Raw genomic sequence first — 17,419 nt, 5'->3', positions numbered from 1 at the left:
AAGAAAAAGCTTGGTAATTTAATTACCAAGCTTTTTTATTATAAAATTAAGACTACTTATTTGTTATATAACACCCAAGTTCCTTTTTCTAATAAAGGTATTGCTTGTTTGTATTTAACATCTTTTTCTTCGCCAGACATTACATTTTTAATAGTAACTTTTTCGTTACGACCAATTTTTGGTTGCTCACGAACTACAGTTTCAATAACTTGTTCTTCTTGAGTTTGCTGATTACGAGCTCTGTTCATTGCTTGTTGAGAAGAGTTTTGAACCTCGTCTTTACGAGTGTCTAATTGCTCTCTTTTTTGTTCAGTAGCTTCTGATACTTGTGATGCATCTTGACTTGGCAACTGACCTTTAAATAAGAAAGATAAAACCTCTTTGTTAATCTTATCAACAGTTTCTTGAAATAATTCGAAAGCTTCAAACTTATAAACTAATAAAGGATCTTTTTGCTCATACGTTGCATTTTGAACGGTTTGTTTTAACTCATCCATTTTACGTAAGTGGTCTTTCCAGTTTTCATCAATAATAGATAACGTAATATTCTTTTCGAAATCATTTACTAATGATTTTCCTTCAGATTCGTAAGCTTCTTTTAAGTTGGTTACAACTTGTAATGTTTTTACACCATCAGTAAAAGGAACCACAATACGTTCGTAACGATCACCTTCTGTTTCAAAAACATTTTTAATTACAGGAAAAGCGTTATCTGCATGTCTTTCTGTATCATTTTTATAATGAGCAGAAACAATAACATATAATTTATCTGTTAACTCTTCTTCTGTTAATTTATTGAATTCTTCTTCAGAGAAAGGTGAGGTCATTGATGAAAAACGAATTAATTCGAACTCGAAGTTCTTGTAATCGCTATTCATTTTGTTTTGCTTTACAATTGAGCTACAAGTATCGTAAATCATATTTGCAATATCAATCTGTAAACGCTGACCATCTAATGCATGACGACGACGTTTGTAAACAAACTCACGTTGTGCATTCATAATATCATCATACTCAAGTAAACGTTTACGAATACCAAAGTTATTTTCTTCTACTTTCTTTTGAGCTCTTTCGATAGATTTAGAAATCATAGAATGCTGAATTACTTCACCTTCTTTTAATCCCATTCTGTCCATCATTTTAGCAATTCTGTCAGAACCAAATAAACGCATTAAGTTGTCATCTAGTGCCACATAAAACTGCGTAGAACCAACATCTCCTTGACGACCTGCACGACCACGTAACTGACGGTCTACACGACGAGAATCATGACGCTCTGTACCAACAATAGCTAAACCACCAGCTTCTTTTACTTCTTTAGATAATTTAATATCGGTACCACGACCAGCCATGTTTGTTGCAATGGTTACAACACCTGCATTACCTGCTTGAGCAACAACATCAGCCTCACGTTTGTGTAATTTTGCATTTAATATGTTATGTGGAATCTTACGCATTTGTAACATTCTACCTAATAATTCTGATATTTCTACAGAAGTTGTTCCAATAAGAACTGGACGCCCAGCTTTAGATAGCTCTACAACATCTTCAATAACAGCGTTGTATTTTTCGCGAGTAGTTTTGTAAACTAAATCTTCTTTATCATCTCTTTGAATAGGTCTGTTTGTTGGGATTTCAACAACATCTAATTTATAGATTTCCCAAAATTCACCAGCTTCAGTAATTGCAGTACCTGTCATACCAGATAGCTTACGATACATTCTAAAGTAGTTTTGTAAAGTAACGGTTGCAAACGTTTGTGTTGCATCTTCGATATTTACGTTTTCTTTAGCTTCTAATGCTTGGTGTAATCCGTCAGAGTAGCGACGGCCGTCCATAATACGACCGGTTTGTTCATCAACAATCATTACTTTATTATCCATAACAACATATTCAACATCTTTTTCAAAAACAGTATATGCTTTTAAAAGTTGATTCATAGTATGAATACGTTCGCTTTTTATACTAAAATCGCGGTATAATTCTTCTTTTTTATTCGCTTTTTCTTCAGGGGAATCATTACTGTTATCAATCTTACCTACAATAACACTAATGTCAGGTAAAACAAAAAAGGTGTCGTTGGTTGTTTTTTCTGATAAATGTGCAATACCTCTATCTGTTAAATCAATTTGATTGTTTTTTTCTTCAACAGTAAACCATAATTCAGTATCAACCTCAGGCATCAACTTATTATTGTCTTGCATATAAAAGTTTTCTGTTTTTTGAAGAATTTGTTTGATTCCTTCTTGAGATAAAAACTTAATTAATGCTTTGTTTTTAGGAAGACCACGGTAAACCCTTAATAATAGGAAACCACCATCTTTAGTATTTCCTTCTTTTAGCAATGCTTTAGCTTCTGCTAAAACACCAACTAAATATTTATTTTGTAGTGAAACTAAATCGGCTACTAATGGTTTTAATTCATTAAATTCATGACGATCACCTTGTGGTACAGGACCAGAAATAATTAAAGGTGTACGAGCATCATCAACTAAAACAGAATCTACTTCATCAATAATTGCGTAGTTAGGTGCTCTTTGTACTAAATCGTTTTTAGAGCTAGCCATATTATCACGTAAGTAATCGAAACCAAACTCATTGTTGGTACCGTAAGTAATATCGGCATTATAAGCTTTTCTACGTTCTTCTGAATTAGGTTGGTGAAAGTCGATACAATCGGTGCTTAAACCATGAAATTCGAAAATTGGCGCCATCCAAGCGCGGTCACGTTTTGCTAAGTAATCATTTACGGTTACTACATGCACACCGTTACCTGTTAAGGCGTTTAAGAAAACAGGAAGGGTAGATACAAGTGTTTTACCTTCACCTGTCATCATTTCTGCAATTTTACCATTGTGTAAAACAGATCCACCAATTAATTGCACGTCATAATGAATCATGTCCCAAGTAACTTCTTTACCTGCAGCATCCCATGAACTAGCCCAATAAGCTTTGTCGTTATCTAAAGTGATATGTTCTCTAGTGGCAGATAATTCTCTGTCGAAGGCAGTCGCAGTTACCGCTATTTTATCATTGTTTGTAAAACGCTTAGCGGTTTCTTTAACTACAGCAAACGCTTCTGCCATAATATCTAATAAAACAGCTTCAGATGTTTGGTAAGATTCGTCTTTTAATCTATCAACTTCAGTATATATTTCTTCCTGACGATCAATATCGGCAGTTAAAGCTTCTTCTTCTAATGTTGTTATCGTTTCAGTAAAAGATTTTGTCGCCTCTTTTATCTTCGATTTAAATTCGATTGTTTTTGCTCGTAACTCATCATTAGATAAACTATTTAATGAATTTTCGAAAGATCGTACTTTCTCAACAATTGGTTGTAAGGATTTTAGGTCTTTTTGTTGTTTATCACCAACAAAAAGTTTTAGAATCGAATTTAAAACGCTCATTTTTAAAATATTGTTTTATAGCTAGTTAACTTTTGGTTAATAGCGTTAATTATATAGTTGTGTTTATGCTTAAAAGTAAGCAAAAAAAAAGCCTCTTATTATTAGAGACTTTTTATGATTGTATTTTTAGTATTCGTCTTCGTTCCAAAGATAATCTTCTTCAGTCGGATAGTCTGGCCAAATTTCAATTATCGAATCGTATGAATCTCCTTCATCTTCAATATCTTGTAAGTTTTCAACCACTTCTAAAGGCGCTCCAGTACGAATAGCGTAATCGATTAGTTCGTCTTTAGTTGCAGGCCAAGGTGCATCTGCTAAATATGATGCTAGTTCAAGTGTCCAATACATTTATTTATCTGTTTAGTAAGATTCTCGCAAAAATAATTTTTTTTTGGAGAAAGTCAAGTTTTTTTTAAAAAAATGTGAAATCAATAAAAAAAGAACTTAGTTATAGTTTTTCAGGAATCCATTTAACTTCCTCTGCGTTTAACTCTTGGGACAATTTTCGTGCCAGCACAAAAAGGTAGTCAGAAAGTCGGTTTAAATACATTAAAATAGCACTGTTAATTTCTTCTTCTTCATTTAAAGCTACAGATAAACGCTCTGCTCTTCGGCACACACAGCGCGCTATATGACAGATTGACACAGTTTCGTGTCCTCCTGGTAAAATAAAATGAGTCATTTGCGGTAAGCTCGTGTTCATAAAATCCATCTGATCTTCTAAAAACTGAATTGAAGCATCTGTAATTTTATTTATATTTAAACGCTCTTTACCATTTTTTAAGGTTTCTTTTTCTGGTGGAGTTGCAAGCATTGCACCAAGTGTAAATAATTCACTTTGAATTTTAGAAAGAGAATTTCTTAATAATTCATCTGTGTTTTTATCTCTTATTAAACCTATATATGAATTTAATTCATCTACAGTACCATAGCTTTCAATTCGTAAATGGTGTTTAGGAACTCTAGTTCCTCCAAAAAGAACAGTAGTTCCTTTATCACCAGTTTTAGTATATATTTTCATGTGCTTTTTTATTATTGTGGTAAAATTAGTTTTTCTAAAATATATTTAGGGCAACGCATTGGTTTTTTTGTTTCCATATTTATAAAAGCTAAAATAGTGTTACCTGTGCAAATTAATTGATTGTGTTGATTGGTAATTTCGTAGTCAAATTCTATTTTAACAAAGGGTGTTTTTTTTATAACAGTTGTTATTGTTATTTCATCATCATATACGGCTGATTTTTTAAAATTACAGGATAATGAAATAACTGGCAGCATTACCCCGTTTTTTTCCATATATTTGTATGTAACACCTGTAGAACGGAGTAGTTCTGTACGGCCAATCTCGAAGTATTGCGCGTAATTACCGTGATATACCACTCCCATTTGGTCAGTCTCTGAATATCGAACACGGATTGTAGTTTTGTTTTTTAACAAATTATATTTTGTTTTTAAGATGCAATAACGTTACGTAAAAAATAGTTAAGAATCAATAGTAGATTGATTTTTTTATACTGAATTTTATTCACATTTTTGTCATCCAAAACAGGTTTACCTGTGGTCCCCAAAAATCGAATAAAAATTAACAACTTAAATTGTTTTTAACCCAAATGACTAAAACTGCTGATTCAGTTTGGAATGAATGTTTGTCTTTTATAAAAGACAACATTAAGCCACAAGCATATAAAACTTGGTTCGAGCCTATTAAGCCAATAAAATTGGCAGGGGAAGCTCTTACGATTCAGGTACCTAGTAAATTTTTTTACGAATGGTTAGAAGAGCATTACATTAAATTATTAAGAGTAGCTTTAGTAAGAGAGTTAGGGAGCGAAGCAAAACTAATTTACGATGTGCGTATGGAAAATACGTATAGTAGTAATAGTCCGCAAACAGTAAAAATACCAAGTTCAAATCGTAATCCATTAAAACCTCAAAAAGTAACGGTTCCTTTAGAATCTAAAAGAGAATTAAAAAATCCTTTTATTATTCCAGGCCTGCAAAAGGTTAAAATAGAATCTCAATTAAATCCGAATTATAATTTTAATAATTTTGTAGAAGGTGATGCTAACCGATTAGCGCGATCTGCTGGTATGGCAGTGGCAAATAAACCAGGAGGAACTTCATTTAATCCGTTATTAATTTATGGGGGAGTTGGTTTAGGTAAAACACATTTAGCACACGCTATAGGAGTAGAGATAAAAGATAAATATGCTGATAAAACAGTTTTATATATTTCTTCAGAAAAATTCACACAACAATTTATCGATTCTGTAAAGTCGAATACTAGAAATGATTTTATTCATTTTTATCAAATGGTTGATGTGTTAATTATTGATGATGTTCAGTTCTTATCAGGAAAAACAGGTACACAAGATGTGTTCTTTCATATATTTAATCACTTACATCAAAACGGAAAGCAAGTAATTTTAACTTCTGATAAAGCGCCTGTAGATATGCAAGACATAGAGCAGCGTTTATTATCTCGTTTTAAATGGGGATTATCAGCAGAATTACAAGCACCAGATTTTGAGACACGTGTTTCTATTCTTCAAAATAAACTATATAGAGATGGTGTTGAAATGCCAGAAGATATAGTTGAATATATAGCTAAGAATATAAAATCGAATGTTCGTGAATTAGAAGGTGTTATTATTTCGATGATTGCACAAGCTTCTTTTAATAGAAAAGAATTTACGGTTGAATTAGCAAAAGAGATTGTTGATAAATTCGTTAAGAATACAAAGAAAGAAGTTTCTATCGATTATATCCAGAAAGTAGTATCGAAGTATTTCGATATGGATGTTGCTACTTTACAATCTAAAACACGAAAAAGACATATTGTTCAAGCACGTCAGTTAGCGATGTTTTTTGCAAAACGTATGACCAAATCTTCATTAGCAAGTATTGGTAGCCAGATTGGTAAAAGAGATCACGCTACCGTATTGCATGCTTGTAAAACTGTTGATAATTTAACAGAAACAGATAAGCAATTTAAAAAATACGTAGAAGATTTAACAAAGAAGTTAACCTTGTAATTATGAGAAAAATACTAATGGTTTGTTTGGGGAATATTTGTCGTTCGCCATTAGCCGAAGGTATTTTGCAATCAAAATTAACAAACGAATTTTTTAAAGTTGATTCAGCTGGTACAGCTGGTTATCATGTTGGTGAATTGCCAGATGAAAGATCTATTGAAATAGCTAAAAAATACGGAATAGATATTACAAAACAGCGCTCAAGAAAATTTGTGAAATCAGATTTTAAAGAATTTGATTTAATTTATGCAATGGATGAAAGTAATTATCACAATATTCTTTCTATAATTGATGATAACGAAGATGCTCGAAAAGTAAAAATGATTTTAAACGAGCAATATCCAGCAGAAAACAGAAATGTTCCAGATCCATATTACGGAGGTAATCAAGGTTTTGAAAATGTATATAAAATGTTAGATGAAGCTTGCGGAATTATAGCTTCAAAATTAGAAAACTAATGAAAGGGAAATTATACTTAATACCAACAACTTTAGGAGAAACAGAACCATTAGAGGTAATGCCTATATCAGTTAAAAAAGTAATAGAGCATCTTGAGCATTTTATTGTAGAAAATGAAAAATCTGCAAGAAGATTTATAAAAAGAATTACTCCAAATAAAGCACAACCTTCATTGGAGTTATTGTTGTTAGATAAATACTCGAATGATATTGAAATTCGAAATTATTTGGATATCTGTGATAAAGGAATTTCAATTGGTTTATTATCAGATGCAGGTGTTCCTGCGGTGGCAGATCCTGGCGCAAGTATTGTAAAATTGGCACACGAAAGAGGTGTTCAGGTAGTGCCTTTAGTTGGGCCTTCTTCAATATTAATGGCAATGATGGGTTCTGGTATGAATGGGCAGAATTTTGCTTTTAACGGTTATTTACCTATCGATAAATCGGATAGAAAAAGAGCTATAAAAGAACTAGAAAAGATTTCTAGAGATAAAAATCAATCTCAAATTTTTATTGAAACACCTTATCGAAATGAAAAGATGTTAGATGATTTGCGTACAATTTTATCTCCTGAAACACGTGTGTGTGTAGCGTGTGATATAACATTGCCATCAGAATATATAAAAACACATACGGTTAATGAATGGAAAAATATAAAAACCGATTTACACAAGCGACCTACCATTTTTATACTTCATAAAACATAAAAAAATCGCATCTTATTAAGATGCGATTTTTTTATGTTTTATAATTTTTAACATTTTAAACGCGCGCTTTTTTATTTGGTTTGATGTTAGAAACATCATAACCGGCAAATTTTTTCATGTATGATTTTATAGATGTTCCAAACGCATCGTTAAATCTAAAAACTCCGTTTGATCGTAAGTATTTTTTAACGTTACCAGCACCACTTAAATGTGCTGCAGCTAAAATACCAGATTCGGTAATTTTAGTACCATTAATAGTTTTACCTACACTTCTTCTAATGTCTTTTCTTAAAATCCATTTATTTACTTTACAGTAAGCCACGAATGCCTTTTCTTGTAATTCAGGAGTTTTTAAGAAGTTTTGAGTATTGTAAATTCTAAACCTTTTTAAGGTTTCTCTTCCAAATTGGTATTTACCTAAATAGCCTAGTTTGTTTATAACTCGGTATTTTCCTTGTGATTCTTTAAAAGCTAAAGCTTCTTTAAAACCAACAAAATCTTTAACCAAGAAAGGAATATTAAAGTTATCAGCATAATATGCTGTTTTCTTTGGTTTAGGTGTTGTTTTATCTTTTTTAACCTTTGGAGTTGTAAAGCTAACGAGCGCTACAAAACCTATTAATAAAAATACTAAATACTTGATAATTAGTTACTTTCTGTTTAGCGGTGCAAATGTACACTAATTAATATAAAGCATTAGCAATCAATATGTTAAGATTGTTGTAAAATATGAATATCCCTTGTTATTGATGTTTTTGTTATTTAAAATTCAGTAAAATGATAATTATTTTATCTTATTTGTGGTTTTTTTGATGTTTTACTGAGAATAAAATTTTGTTAAAATTACCTAACAATTCCTCGTTGATTAATCCACTTTTGGTATTTAGCAGCATTTCTGTTGTGTTGCGCTAAAGAGCTGGCAAAATCATGAAAACCAATATTATCTACACTTGCACACATATAATAGTAACCATGCTTTTTGTAATTTAAAACAGCATCTATTGATGAAACATCTGGCATTGCAATTAACGATGGCGGTAAACCTGTATTTTGATACGTATTATAAGGCGATTTAATTTTAAGATCGTTATTAAGTACACGTTTTACAATAAAGTCATCACCTTTAAGTTGTTTAATCGCATATATAACTGTTGGATCTGCCTGTAAAGGCCAACCGTCTCTTAACCTATTTAAATACAAACCAGCTACAATTGGGCGTTCGCTTTTTTGCGCAGTTTCTTTTTGAACGATAGAAGCTAGTGTAGTAACTTGTTTTTTCGTTAAATTTAACTTTTTAGCTTTTGCTAATCTTGCTGTATTCCAAAAGCGATTGTATTCAATAAGCATTTTACTGCGGAATTTTTCAGCAGAGGTGTTCCAATAAAATTGATAACTATTAGGAATATACATACCTAAAGCATTTTTTTGATTGAAACCATTTTTCACTAAAAAGTTATTCTCTCTCATTACTTTTATAAGGGAGATAGAATCAGTTTCAATTTGGTTGGCAATTCTACCGGCCAGTTTTTCTAATGAATCTTGGTTGTTAAAAGATAATTTTATCGGGGTTTGGTTTCCGCTCCTTAATAAGTTAACCACATCGTTTAAACTCATTCCTTTTTTAAGAATGTATTTTCCGCCTTTTGGTTTTGTGAATTTTTTCTTTTCGGCAACCCAAATAAAGTTTTCAGGTTTATCGATGTAATTAGAGAGCTGTTTTTTTAATCCATCAAAAGTATCATCAGATTTTATATAAATAGCGCCGCTTTTAGTAACTGCATTGCCAAATATTTTCTGATAAAAATTAAACCCAATAATTCCGCCAATTAAAAATACAATGGCAATAGCTACGTATATTATTTTCTTATTCATTTATTAATTGAAATAAAATTTCGTCTTTATATATATTTTTGCTTAGAATCCAATCTTTTTTAACACCGATTTCTTTAAAATCGTGTTTTGTGAAAAGAGGAATGCTGTTTTTATTATCGCTTGTAATATTAGCGTATAATTGGTGTATTTGTAAGTATGTAAAACAATAGTTAATTAATAGTTGTAAAGCTTCAGATGCAAATCCGTTTTGTTGATAATCAGGATGAATTAAAATTCCGATACCTGCTCTTTTATGTTGTGGATTAAAATCAAAAAGATCAATCATTCCAATAGTATTAAACGAGGTATTATCTTCAATAACTAAGCGTAATTGTTTTGCTTCATAAATATCTAAATGAGCATTTTCTAAATATTGTTTTAAAATAAATTTAGAAAACGGAGCCTGTGTATGGCTAACTTCCCAGAAAGATTCATTGTTTTCTATTTGAAATAGAAACTGCAAATCCTCGGGTTCAAGCGCTCTTAAATTTATATGTGTACCTTTTAATGTATTCATTATAATTCAATTTCGCCTTTAAATACACAAACGGCCGGTCCTTTTAAAAATATATTACTGAATTTTCCGTTTTTTTCATCAAAACTAACTTCAAGTAAACCACCTTCAACAGGTAATTTAATTATTTGGTCGGTTGTTTTTTTTGTTGCATACATTGCAATTGCGACTGCAGTTACACCAGTTCCGCATGCTAAAGTTTCATCTTCTACACCTTTTTCATAAGTTCTCACTCTAAAGGTATTTGTATTTAGTTGTTCTACAAAATTTACGTTACTACCTTTTTTACCGTATATATTATTGCGAATCTCTTTTCCTTTTTCGAAAACAGGAAAATTACCTAAATCTTCAACTATTTCTACATGGTGTTGTGTGCCTGTATTAGCAAAAACATATCCATCATTTAATATTACTTCATTAACATCTATCATATGTAATGATATAATGTTATTATTTATTTCGGCATAATGATCGCCATCAAAAGCAGTAAAAGTTGTTTTAGTGTTAATGATATTTAGTTTTTTTGCAAAAGCAACGGCACATCTAGCTCCGTTACCACACATAGTTTGGCTGCCATCGGCATTAAAATAAATCATTTTAAAGTCGGTATTGGCGTCATTTTCTAAAAGAATTAATCCATCAGCACCAATACCAAAATGCCTGTCACATAGTTTAGTGATTAATTTAATATCATTTTTAGGAAATACTGTTACACGATTATCTATAATAATAAAATCGTTTCCTGTTCCTTGGTATTTATAAAAAGTCAAAATCATATAAAGCAAAGATACATATTTTATCAGCTAGCCAGAAGTGTTAAATAGGGGTTAAAGTCAGTTAAAACAAAGTTAAACAGATTTTATGAGTATGTTAAAATGTTATATTTGTTACCATTAAATTTTGTAAGAATATGAAGAAAATACTTAAAACCTTAGTAATTGCAATAATTGGAGGTGTTATAACACTTGCAGGATACAAAGTAGCACTAGAAAAACCAGAGGTAATTGTTGGTGAAAATATAGATGCTACCTTAAAAACTATAAAAGCAAATTATACACCCACAGTTTTAAATTCGTCTGCTACACCGACAGATTTTACAGAAGCGGCAGATAAAACAGTACATGCAGTAGTGCATGTGAAAAATACAGCAGTAAGAACACAGCAGAATCCGTATGCGCAACTTTTTGGACGAAACGGGACACGTAAATATGAGCAAGTAGGAACGGGGAGTGGTGTAATAATTTCTCCAGATGGTTATATTGTAACCAATAATCATGTAATAGAAGGAGCGAGTGAAATTGAGATTACCTTAAATAATCGTAAAAAGTTAAAAGCTGTTTTAGTAGGAACTGATAAAAGTAATGACATTGCTTTGTTAAAAGTAGCTACAGACGAGGATTTACCGTATTTACCTTTTGGGAACTCTGATAATGCAAAAATAGGAGAATGGGTTTTGGCAGTAGGAAATCCTTATAATTTAACATCAACAGTTACAGCAGGTATTGTAAGTGCAAAGGGACGTGATTTAGATGGAAATAGAAATATCGAAGCTTTTATTCAAACAGATGCAGCCGTAAATCCTGGTAACAGCGGTGGAGCCTTAGTAAATACGAGAGGAGAATTAATAGGAATTAACACAGCGATATCATCTAAAACAGGTTCTTTTATTGGGTATTCTTTTGCAGTACCATCTAACATTGCTAAAAAGGTAGTAGATGATTTGTTAGAATTCGGATCGGTACAAGAGGCAATAATTGGTATTAGCGTTGATAATTCAATAAAAGATATTGAAGGCGTTAAAATTGGTGAAATAGAAAGCAATAGTGAAGCAATAAAAGCAGGTTTATTAGAGGGGGATATTATAACCAAAGTAAACAATATTAAAATAACTAAGTTTTCTGATTTAAAAGGACAGTTAACTGCTAAAAGACCGGGAGAGTATGTGAGTTTAACCATAACTAGAGATGGTGAAGATTTAATGAAAACTGTTAAGTTGGCTAAAAAAAGTACATTCACCTCGTTTTCTTTCGGCGTGCAATTAAAAGATTTAACATCAAAAGAAAAAAGAAAGTATAATATAAAGCAAGGGGCAAAAATTACGGCAACTGAGAACAAAGGGTTTCAGTATTATAAAGTAGGTGCCGGTTATATTTTAACTAAAATAAACGGTAAAGAAATAATGAGTGCTTCTGAAGCTGTTACTGTTTTAGATGCTTATACTGGTAATCAACAAATGATACTAGAATTAATGAGCCCTGAAGGGAAAAAAGAATATTTTAGATTTTAAAATATTTTAATAAAAGGTGCAAATGTCGTTGAAAATTATTTTTTAGCGACATTTTTCTTTGGTGAAATTATTTATGAAGCCGTTTGAAATACTTATTTTTACAGCAAATTTTTAAAAATTTAGTTAACACACAACTATGTCAACAATAACAAATTACGAAAATGAAGTAGTAAGTCAGGCGCAAGTGAGACGAGCTACGGTTGAGTTTATTAATATCGTTAATGATTTATGGTACGATAAATCGATAGAATTAGTTTTATTTAGAAATCAATTAGTAGATAAAAGAGCTAGTGAGGTTTTAAATTTAATTGACTATGCTAAAGAATTCGTAGCAAAACCAATTTCGATTAACGACGCTTTAGAAATAGCAAAAGCAATACAATCTATCGACTTACCAGCATCAAAATTAGATATTGGTAAATTAGCATATGAGTATCATTTACAAGATGATAACAATGCAGATAAATTATCTTTTGTACAAAATCAATTAAAAGACGCTACACAGGCAGAAAATATTCAGCCTAAAGATGTTGTGTTATATGGTTTTGGCCGTATCGGTCGTTTATTAGCGCGTGAGTTAATGAGTAAAATGGGTAAAGGTTCTCAATTAAGATTAAGAGCAGTTGTTACTCGTGGCGAAATTAACGAAGCAGTATTAGAAAAAAGAGCATCCTTATTAAGTATCGATTCAGTTCACGGAGATTTCTTAGGAACTGTTCAGGTTGATGTAGATAACAATGCGTTAATTATTAACGGAACTACAGTGTATATGATTTCTGCGAGTAAACCAGAAGATATCGATTATACTAAATACGGAATTAACGATGCATTAATTATAGATAACACAGGTGCATTTAAAGATAAAGAAGCGTTAAGTCGTCATTTAGTACCAAAAGGAGCAAGTAAAGTATTATTAACTGCGCCAGGTAAAGGAATTCCGAATATCGTACACGGAGTAAATCATGCTGAAAATAACCCTGATAATATAGATGTTTTCTCTGCAGCCTCATGTACAACCAATGCTATTACACCGGTATTAAAAGTATTAGAAGACAACTTCGGAATTAAAAAAGGACATTTAGAAACGATTCATGCCTATACTAACGATCAAAACTTAGTAGATAACATGCATAGTAAATATCGTAGAGGTAGAGCAGCCGCTTTAAACATGGTAATTACAGAAACAGGCGCAGGTAAAGCAGTTGCAAAAGCATTACCAGCTTTAGAGGGTAAATTAACATCAAGTGCTATTCGTGTACCAGTTCCAAACGGTTCTTTAGCGATTTTAAATTTACAGTTAAACTCTAACACTACTGTAGAAGCAGTAAATGCTATAATGAAGCAATATGCATTAGAGGGAGATTTAGTAGAGCAAATTCAATATTCAATAAATAACGAACTAGTATCTTCAGATATCGTTGGTACAACAGCTCCTTCAATTTTTGATAGTAAAGCAACTATTGCAGATGGCAATACAATTGTAATATATGTTTGGTATGATAATGAGTACGGATATTCTCATCAAGTAATGCGTTTAGCAAAGCATATTGCTAAAGTTAGACGTTATACTTATTATTAACATAGTATAATAAATTAGTGAAAATAGGTCGAAACATTTTTTGTTTCGACCTATTTTGTTATCTTTGAGCATTATAACCCCCTAATTCCTCAGATTATGAGAAAAGTATTCCCTATGCTTTTGTTGTTACTAAGTGTTGTAGCAACATCTTTTTCGCAAGAAATTAATGAACTAAATTTTTTAACATCAGGTAAATGGCTAGTAGAGTCAGTTCAAATTGGTGAAGAAACTCAAGAATATTCAGAGGGTAATAACTGGATGATTTTCCATGCTGATGGAAAGTATCAAGTTGTAATGAGTAACAATGAGAATAATGGTACTTGGAAGCTAGACGAAGCAACTGAGTCTATTAAATTTGAAGGAGATGAGAGTTTAATTAATGGTTTAAAAATTAAACTATTAAATAATAAAGAGCTTTTATTTTCTGCAACAGAAGGTGATATCGTTTACACAATGAAATTAAGAAAATAATAGATATAACTCCATATATTTAAAAAAGACTAAAGTAGTTGCTTTAGTCTTTTTTGCGTTTAAAAATTAGTATATCTTTTAAATTGTTTAGTTTAATTATAAATAATTAAATTTATTAACTTTTTTATTGAGGGTAAACTAGGTTGGTTATTATTATGCTAAAATAAAAACCATTTATACATAAAATCATACCATTTATACAAAAGTGTTTTTGTGAAGTGTTTTTTAGTTGCATATTTGCAGCATAATACACAGGGGAAATTATATTGATAAATTGGGGGATTAATCAATATTGAAAATTTTAAAAAAGCATCACTTATTCTAAGTGATGCTTTTTTGTTTGTGATTTTTTTTAGTAATTAAGTTAAAAATCAACATAACACATTTGCTAGTTTTATATAAGTATTAGTGATGCGAACTTTAAAGTATTACACAACTTTTATTATTGACGATTAATACCAAAAACTTTTTCTTAAATTAGCTTTAAAATTAAAAACATGAAATTATTTTTTCCTTCTATTTTAATAATGTTGATGATAGCAACAACCAACGCGCAAACAAAATTACCGTATTACGAAATTCCAGAAGCAGCAACGGAATATACTGCAGGAGCAGTAGCAAGCAGAATGATTGATGGATTAGGTTTTCGTTATTATTGGGCAACAGAAGGTTTAACAGTTAAAGATTTGGCTTTTAAACCTAGTTTAGAGGCAAGAACATCTTCAGAAACAATAGACCATATTTTAGGCTTATCTCAAGTTACTTTAAATGCAATGTTAATGAAACCAAATGGAGAAAAACAACCTGAAATGACATTTGCAGAGAAACGTAGAAAAACGTTAGAAAATTTAAAACAGGCAAGTGATATTTTAAGAGCAAGCAAAGATGTATCACAATATAAAATTATATTCGGAGAAAAAGAATTCCCGTTTTGGAATACTTTAAACGGACCGATATCGGATGCAACATGGCATGTTGGTCAAATAGTTTCTTTTCGTCGTTCTTCACGGAATCCGATATCAAAAGGAGTTCAGTTTTTAACAGGAACAGTAAAAAAATAATAAATTGTTAGCGCTACTATTTTAATGACAGTTCAACAACAAATACAATCGCTTCGCGATGAACTAAATCTGCACAATTATAATTATTATGTGTTAGATAATGCAACTATTTCAGATTATGATTTCGATACAAAACTGAAAGAGTTAGAAAAGTTAGAGTTAGATAATCCACAGTTTTTTAATTCAAATTCACCAACGCAGAGAGTAGGAGGAGAAATCACTAAAAATTTCGAAACTATTACTCATAAAAACAGAATGTACTCTTTAGATAATTCATATTCTAAAGAAGACTTACAAGACTGGGAAAAACGTATTCAAAAAATGTTAGGCTCTGATGATGTTGAATATACATGCGAGCTTAAATACGATGGCGCATCCATAAATTTAACATATGAAAACGGTCAGTTTGTAAAAGCGGTAACACGCGGAGATGGTTTTCAGGGAGATGATGTAACCACTAACATTCGTACTATAAAATCAATTCCATTAACACTTAATGGCGATTTTCTTGCTGATTTTCAGATTCGAGGAGAAATCATCTTACCTCTTGAAGGATTTCGTAAAATGAATGAAGCAAGAGTTGTAAATGGAGAAGAAGAATATAAAAATCCTAGAAATACAGCAAGTGGAAGTTTAAAATTGCAAGACAGTGCTGAGGTTGCAAAACGACCATTAGATTGTTTGTTGTATCAAGTGGTTACAGAAGAACGTAAATATAAAACACATTATCAGAATTTAGAGAATGCGCGAAAAGTAGGTTTTAAAGTGCCAGAAACAATTACGTTAGCAAAAACCATCGATGCTGTTTTTGATTTTGTAAATGACTGGGATGTTAAAAGACATGATTTGCCATATGAAACAGACGGAGTTGTAATTAAAGTTAATAATTTACAACAACAAGAAGAGCTTGGGTATACGGCAAAAGCACCGCGCTGGGCAATAGCCTATAAATTTAAAGCGGAGCAGGTATCAACAGTTTTAGAAGAAATAACATATCAAGTAGGCCGAACGGGAGCTATAACACCAGTAGCAAATTTAAAACCCGTGCAATTAGCAGGAACTATTGTAAAAAGAGCCTCGTTGCATAATGCTGATCAGATTGAAAAATTAGATATTCGAATAAATGATACTGTTTTTGTAGAAAAAGGAGGAGAGATTATTCCGAAAATTATAGCAGTAGATGTATTAAAAAGACCAGATGATTCTGAACCTACAAGATATGCCGCCAATTGCCCAGAATGTAATACAGAGCTTATAAGAAATGAAGGTGATGCAAAACATTACTGCCCGAATGAGTTTGGTTGTGCACCACAAATAACAGGAAGAATTCAGCATTTTATCAGCAGAAAAGCCATGGATATTGATGGTTTAGGAGGAGAAACAGTCGATTTATTACGCAAAGAAGGATTGATTGAGAGTTATGCAGATTTATATGACTTAACAGTTGATCAGGTAATTCCGTTAGAAAGAATGGCTGAAAAGTCTGCTCAGAATATGGTAGCAGGAATTGAGAAGTCAAAAGAAATTCCGTTTGAAAAAGTACTGTTTGCTTTAGGTATTCGCTTTGTGGGAGAAACTGTAGCAAAAAAACTAGCAAAGCATTTTAAATCAATAGATAATTTATTGGCAGCAGATTTAGAAACGTTGATTTCAGTAGATGAAATAGGTGGTAGAATTGCTCAGAGTATTATCGATTTTTCAAACAATTTAGAAAATATTCAATTAATTAATAGGTTAAAAACTCACGGAGTTCAGTTAGAGGTTTCGGCAGAGAGTTTAGAGGGTTTAACGGATAAATTAGCTGAAAAAGTATTTGTAATATCGGGTGTATTTCATCAAATGAGTAGAAATGAACTTAAAAAAGCCATTGAAGATAACGGCGGAAAAGTAAGTTCATCAATCTCTAAAAAAACAAGTTTTATTGTTGCTGGTGATAATATGGGACCAAGTAAATTAGCGAAAGCAGAAAGTTTAGGTGTTTCTATTATTTCTGAGCAAGATTTTATCAATATGATTAATTAAGAAAAT

The 17,419-nt window shown here is 31.5% G+C and carries 16 protein-coding genes; 8 read left to right on the top strand and 8 right to left on the bottom strand.

All coding sequences use genetic code 11. The annotated features are described in order from the left end of the window. Window positions 1–56: 56 nt before the first annotated feature. The 4 genes from secA to AC28QF_RS11280 form a co-directional block, all read right to left on the bottom strand. On the bottom strand, window positions 57–3,407 hold the full coding sequence (secA, locus tag AC28QF_RS11295) for a preprotein translocase subunit SecA (RefSeq protein ID WP_488201940.1): 3,351 nt from the start codon (window positions 3,405–3,407) through the stop codon (window positions 57–59). A 126-nt stretch (window positions 3,408–3,533) separates the two neighbouring features. Continuing rightward, window positions 3,534–3,755, bottom strand: a complete 222-nt coding sequence (locus AC28QF_RS11290) for a DUF2795 domain-containing protein (RefSeq protein ID WP_028889331.1) — start codon at window positions 3,753–3,755, stop codon at window positions 3,534–3,536. 100 nt (window positions 3,756–3,855) lie between these two features. Beyond that, entirely contained in the window at window positions 3,856–4,428 is a 573-nt protein-coding gene (locus tag AC28QF_RS11285) for a cob(I)yrinic acid a,c-diamide adenosyltransferase (RefSeq protein WP_488201941.1), read from the bottom strand. Window positions 4,429–4,439: 11 nt separating this feature from the next. Next, window positions 4,440–4,844, bottom strand: a complete 405-nt coding sequence (locus AC28QF_RS11280; RefSeq protein ID WP_488201942.1) for an acyl-CoA thioesterase — start codon at window positions 4,842–4,844, stop codon at window positions 4,440–4,442. A 173-nt stretch (window positions 4,845–5,017) separates the two neighbouring features. Here AC28QF_RS11280 and dnaA point away from each other — a divergent pair, with 173 nt between their 5' ends. Genes dnaA through AC28QF_RS11265 form a run of 3 tightly spaced genes read left to right on the top strand, consistent with a single transcriptional unit; the run spans window position 5,018 to window position 7,607 of the window. Then, window positions 5,018–6,442 carry a chromosomal replication initiator protein DnaA gene (dnaA, locus tag AC28QF_RS11275; protein WP_488201943.1) on the top strand — a complete coding sequence of 475 codons (1,425 nt, stop codon included), beginning with the start codon at window positions 5,018–5,020 and terminating at the stop codon, window positions 6,440–6,442. Between the two features lie 2 nt (window positions 6,443–6,444). Further along, on the top strand, window positions 6,445–6,900 hold the full coding sequence (locus AC28QF_RS11270) for a low molecular weight protein-tyrosine-phosphatase (RefSeq protein WP_488201944.1): 456 nt from the start codon (window positions 6,445–6,447) through the stop codon (window positions 6,898–6,900). Continuing rightward, the gene (locus AC28QF_RS11265; RefSeq protein WP_488201945.1) at window positions 6,900–7,607 is read left to right on the top strand and encodes an SAM-dependent methyltransferase; all 708 of its coding nucleotides are present in this window, start codon (window positions 6,900–6,902) and stop codon (window positions 7,605–7,607) included. The genes AC28QF_RS11270 and AC28QF_RS11265 overlap by 1 nt, the downstream gene beginning before the upstream one ends. 55 nt (window positions 7,608–7,662) lie before the next feature. Here the strand turns inward: AC28QF_RS11265 and AC28QF_RS11260 are convergent, their stop codons facing one another. From AC28QF_RS11260 to AC28QF_RS11245, 4 genes are all read right to left on the bottom strand, one after another. Beyond that, on the bottom strand, window positions 7,663–8,115 hold the full coding sequence (locus AC28QF_RS11260; protein ID WP_488201946.1) for a peptidoglycan-binding protein LysM: 453 nt from the start codon (window positions 8,113–8,115) through the stop codon (window positions 7,663–7,665). Between the two features lie 335 nt (window positions 8,116–8,450). Then, window positions 8,451–9,479: an endolytic transglycosylase MltG gene (gene mltG / locus AC28QF_RS11255; protein ID WP_488201947.1), complete on the bottom strand. Its 1,029-nt coding sequence runs from the start codon at window positions 9,477–9,479 to the stop codon at window positions 8,451–8,453. Then, window positions 9,472–9,996, bottom strand: a complete 525-nt coding sequence (locus AC28QF_RS11250; protein ID WP_488201948.1) for a GNAT family N-acetyltransferase — start codon at window positions 9,994–9,996, stop codon at window positions 9,472–9,474. The genes mltG and AC28QF_RS11250 overlap by 8 nt, the downstream gene beginning before the upstream one ends. Next, window positions 9,996–10,769 (bottom strand): diaminopimelate epimerase, encoded by a 774-nt coding sequence (locus AC28QF_RS11245; RefSeq protein ID WP_488201949.1) that lies wholly within the window; start codon window positions 10,767–10,769, stop codon window positions 9,996–9,998. The genes AC28QF_RS11250 and AC28QF_RS11245 overlap by 1 nt, the downstream gene beginning before the upstream one ends. Before the next feature lie 134 nt (window positions 10,770–10,903). On the opposite strand from AC28QF_RS11245, the gene AC28QF_RS11240 reads away from it, so the two are divergent. The 5 genes from AC28QF_RS11240 (at window position 10,904) to ligA (ending at window position 17,413) form a co-directional block, all read left to right on the top strand. Further along, window positions 10,904–12,280 (top strand): trypsin-like peptidase domain-containing protein, encoded by a 1,377-nt coding sequence (locus tag AC28QF_RS11240; protein WP_488201950.1) that lies wholly within the window; start codon window positions 10,904–10,906, stop codon window positions 12,278–12,280. Window positions 12,281–12,416: 136 nt separating this feature from the next. Further along, a complete protein-coding gene (locus AC28QF_RS11235; protein ID WP_488201951.1) occupies window positions 12,417–13,859 on the top strand; it encodes a glyceraldehyde-3-phosphate dehydrogenase in 1,443 nt (480 codons plus the stop codon). 96 nt (window positions 13,860–13,955) lie between these two features. After that, a complete protein-coding gene (locus AC28QF_RS11230) occupies window positions 13,956–14,330 on the top strand; it encodes a hypothetical protein (protein WP_488201952.1) in 375 nt (124 codons plus the stop codon). A 497-nt stretch (window positions 14,331–14,827) separates the two neighbouring features. Continuing rightward, complete coding sequence (locus AC28QF_RS11225) at window positions 14,828–15,391, top strand: hypothetical protein (RefSeq protein WP_488201953.1); 564 nt, start codon at window positions 14,828–14,830, stop codon at window positions 15,389–15,391. A 24-nt stretch (window positions 15,392–15,415) separates the two neighbouring features. Next, on the top strand, window positions 15,416–17,413 hold the full coding sequence (ligA, locus tag AC28QF_RS11220) for an NAD-dependent DNA ligase LigA (RefSeq protein ID WP_488201954.1): 1,998 nt from the start codon (window positions 15,416–15,418) through the stop codon (window positions 17,411–17,413). Window positions 17,414–17,419 lie beyond the last annotated feature (6 nt).

Source organism: Tenacibaculum sp. M1.3A, assembly GCF_057732375.1.
This window is presented reverse-complemented; position numbering and strand designations above follow the sequence as displayed.